The organism is Candidatus Fusobacterium pullicola, from assembly GCA_018883725.1.
Lineage (GTDB): Bacteria > Fusobacteriota > Fusobacteriia > Fusobacteriales > Fusobacteriaceae > Fusobacterium_A > Fusobacterium_A pullicola.
On record JAHLFN010000007.1, the window covers coordinates 1 to 3,747 of the forward strand.

The 3,747-nt window shown below is 31.0% G+C and carries 4 protein-coding genes; all 4 read right to left on the bottom strand.

What is annotated here, in order from left to right:
* On the bottom strand, positions 1-121 hold a 121-nt coding region (locus tag IAA47_00335), incomplete at its 3' end, for a helix-turn-helix domain-containing protein (GenBank protein ID MBU3841442.1).
* A 185-nt stretch (positions 122-306) separates the two neighbouring features.
* Entirely contained in the window at positions 307-1,773 is a 1,467-nt protein-coding gene (cobA, locus tag IAA47_00340; GenBank protein MBU3841443.1) for a uroporphyrinogen-III C-methyltransferase, read from the bottom strand.
* A complete protein-coding gene (hemC, locus tag IAA47_00345) occupies positions 1,766-2,665 on the bottom strand; it encodes a hydroxymethylbilane synthase (GenBank protein MBU3841444.1) in 900 nt (299 codons plus the stop codon). Before hemC ends, cobA begins: the two co-directional genes overlap by 8 nt.
* Positions 2,666-3,673, bottom strand: a complete 1,008-nt coding sequence (gene hemA / locus IAA47_00350) for a glutamyl-tRNA reductase (GenBank protein ID MBU3841445.1) — start codon at positions 3,671-3,673, stop codon at positions 2,666-2,668.
* Between the last annotated feature and the right edge of the window lie 74 nt (positions 3,674-3,747).

A 3,747-nucleotide genomic window follows, 5' to 3' on the forward strand; every position in this document is an offset into this window, starting at 1 on the left:
AGTTTTCTTCTTGTTTTGCGATAGTATAGTTATAGATAAATCTCGCAGTTCCTATAGATTGCCATAATTTTTGTTCTTGCTCTTTAGTTGGATAAAGTCTAACTTTTTTCGCTAGAATCATCTTCCATTAACTCCTTAATCATTTTTTTAGCCTTATTCGCTCTTTTTCCTACTTTTATCTACAAATTCTCCTATTGAGTAATATTTCATTTTCTCACCTCAATAGTATTATACCGCAATCTATAAATTATCTATAGAATTTTATATTAAATTATATATTTTTTATAACAGTCATACCCCTCCTAGCTATTTTATAGCTTCAATAATTCCATTAACATCATAAATTTTTGCTTCAAAATCAACTGTAAGTCCATATTTTCTCATAGTTTCACTTGTAACAGGACCGATTGAAGCAAACTTAATATTTTTAACAGCCTCAGTATCAAAATTGATACTCTCCATAAAGGCATCTACTGTAGAGGAGCTTAAGAATGTAACAATCTCTATATTTTTTAGAGTTTCTAAAACTTCCTCTTTCTCTCTTATAATTTTTTTAGTCTTATATGCAACTAATTTATCAAAATGTCTATCATAGATAGAGTTAAACTTATCTGTGTCACAAGGGGAGATATCAGAAGTTACAATCAGGATTTTATCTCCAGTTGTAGTGTGTTTTATAGCTTCTTCAACTAATTTTTCAACAAGGTACTCCTGAGGGATAAAGTCAGCCTTTATCTTGTAATTTTCTAGTAGCTCCCTTGTCTTACTTCCTACAGCTCCTATTTTTAAATGAGCAATATCTCTGATATCCTCTATTTTTTCCATAAACTCCCTAACTCCATTTGGTGAGTTAAAAAGTAAAACAGAATACTCTTTTAAAAGTTGTTTGTCAATTTTATCAAGGGTTGATTCTATCTCTATAAATGGTAACTCTTCAGCAAAACCACCCATTTTTTCAATCTTATCTGAAAATTCTCCAGCTTGTCTTCTATCTCTAGTAACTAGTACTTTTTTCCCAAAAAGTTTAGAATTTTCAAACCATTTAAAGTTATCTCTTAAATTTACAACCTCTCCGATTATTGTTATAGCAGGAGGAAGAACTTTTTTCTCTTTAGAGATTTGGACAATATTTTCTAATGTTCCAGTGGTAACTCTTTGATCTGCAGTAGCCCCCTTCTCTATGATAGCAATAGGCGTTTTAGGATCTTTTCCATTTGTAATTAGATCCTCTACAATAATAGGAAGATTTTTTATTCCCATCAAAAATACAAGAGTTCCTTCTAATTTTGCTATAGCTTCAAAATTATGCCAAGATCCATCAGCCATAGTGTGTCCAGTAAAAACATGGAAAGATTTAGCTACTCCTCTATGTGTTACAGGAATTCCAGCATACGCTGGTACTGAGATAGAAGAGGTAATACCAGGAATTTCTTCAAAACTGATACCATTTTCATAAAGAGCCTGAATCTCTTCTCCACCTCTTCCAAAAACAAAAGGATCTCCACCTTTTACTCTAGCTACTATTTTTCCTTCCAAAGCTTTTTCTACAAGAGTTCTATTTATTTCATCTTGAATGACTCCCCCTTCAGTATTTCCCTTTCCAAGATATATCATCTCTGCATTTTTTTTTGCATAATTTAAAATACGAGGATTGATAAGTCTATCATAAACTATACAGTCTGCTTCTTCGATAGCTCTTTTTCCCTTCAATGTAAGAAGTTCCGCATCTCCAGGTCCAGCTCCCATTATATATACTTTACCCTTTTTATTCATTAATCTTCTCCTTTATATAATCAGCAAGAGTTTGAGCAACTCTCACTCCTTCATTAAGTTCTTTTGTAATATTAGCAGTATATCCTTTTTCTCCTTGGAAATATACCCCATAGAAAGTTACCATATCTCCATTTAATTCAGAGTAACACCCCATAGGTGTATGACAACCTCCATCAAAAATTTTAGAGAATTCTCTTTCTATTATAACTACTTTTTCAACCTCTTCCCTATGTATAGATTTTAATATATTTTTAATCTCTTCATCATTTTCTCTGCATTGAATATGGAGAACTCCTTGAGCTGGTGCTGGAAGAAAGGTTTTAGGATCAAGATATTCAGTTATTTCATTTTCAAGTCCAACTCTTTTTAAACCAGCTGCGGCTAGAAGTATAGCGTCATAATCTTCTGTTTGAAGTTTATTTAGTCTAGTGTGTATATTTCCTCTCAGCTGTTTTACTACTAAATCAGGTCTTAAATTTTTAAGGTTCATAGTTCTTCTCAGAGAACTTGTACCGACAATAGCCCCTGTAGGTAATTCCATCAAAGTTTTACCACTTTTAGAGATAAGTACATCTCTTTGATCCTCTCTTTCTGGAATAGCTCCACATATAAGTCCTTTAGGAGAAAGAATAGGCATATCTTTCATAGAGTGTACTGCTAAATCTATGCTTCCTTCTAAAAGTTCTATCTCGATCTCTTTAGTAAAGAAACTTTTTAAAGAGGCATTACTATTGTTCCAGTTACTAACTAGATCTTTATCCCCACTTGTTACTATTTTCTTTATTTCAAACTCCAATTCAGGAAAGTTTTTCTTTAATTTTTCTTTTATCATCTCACTTTGAGCAAGAGCTAGGATACTACCTCTGCTACCAATAATAATCTTCTTTTTCATTTATACTGTCCTTTCTTCATAGTATTGAAACCATTTTCTAAGATTTTCCATCTGTTTATCAATTAAGAAATTATAATCTTCTATTAGGTGTTCTCTAGTAGCAAGATGTTCATTGTAAACTCCCCAAATATCATCTAATGTAAAGAGAGATACATTTTTTAATTCTCCAAGAGACTCCTCTATATCTCTAGGCATTGCCAAATCTAAAAAAGTATATTTTTTATTTGGATTGAGTAGTGGAGCAACATCTGATGTTTTTAATACTAGATGTGGAGCTGAAGTGACACTTATTATTACATCACTTTCAGGAATAACTTTTAGTTTCTCTTCAAAAGATACAATATCAACATCATAGGTATTTTTAATTTCCAATGCTTTATGATAGGTTCTATTTGTAATAGTGATATTTTTTAAGTTTTCCTTTACGAGAAGATAGAGAATAGACTGAGCTAAATCTCCAACTCCCAATATCAAAACTTTTTTATCACTTAAAAATCCAATAGAATCTTTGATAAATCTTAAAGAGATAGCTTCTAGTGAGAGAGCATTATGACATATTTTACTCTCTGTTCTAAATTTTTTTCCAAGATCAATTGCCTTATTGAATAGTGGATTTAAGATTTTAGATGAGGTTTTCTCTTCAAGGGCTGTGCTGTATGCTTTTTTTATTTGAGCTAGTATTTGATCCTCTCCTTTAATAACAGAATAAAAACCACAAGCTACTTTAAAAAGATATTCAGCAGCTTCTTCCCCTTGTTTTATAAATATTCCATTTTTTATTTGAAAATTTTCTAGTAGATCAGCAGTTGAGAATCCCTCTGAAAGCTGTAGATAAAATTCTACTCTTAAGCATGTAGAGAGATTAACATATCCAACAATCTTTTTTTCTAAAAAGAGATTGTGAATAATATTAGCTGGATTTTGTTGAATAAATTTTTCACGCTCTTCAGTTGAGAGTTCTTTATGTGAAATTCCGAAAGCTATAATCTCCTTAATTTTTAATGACATTTTAAATTTCTCCTTAATCTCCTCAAATTCTATCTTAATTAATTAAAATATAATTATATTATATAATATAATTC

Coding starts and splice junctions, on each gene's coding strand:
- cobA (MBU3841443.1), bottom strand. CDS start 1,773: ATGAATAAAAAGGGTAAAGTATATATAATGGGAGCTGGACCTGGAGAT.
- hemC (MBU3841444.1), bottom strand. CDS start 2,665: ATGAAAAAGAAGATTATTATTGGTAGCAGAGGTAGTATCCTAGCTCTT.
- hemA (MBU3841445.1), bottom strand. CDS start 3,673: ATGTCATTAAAAATTAAGGAGATTATAGCTTTCGGAATTTCACATAAA.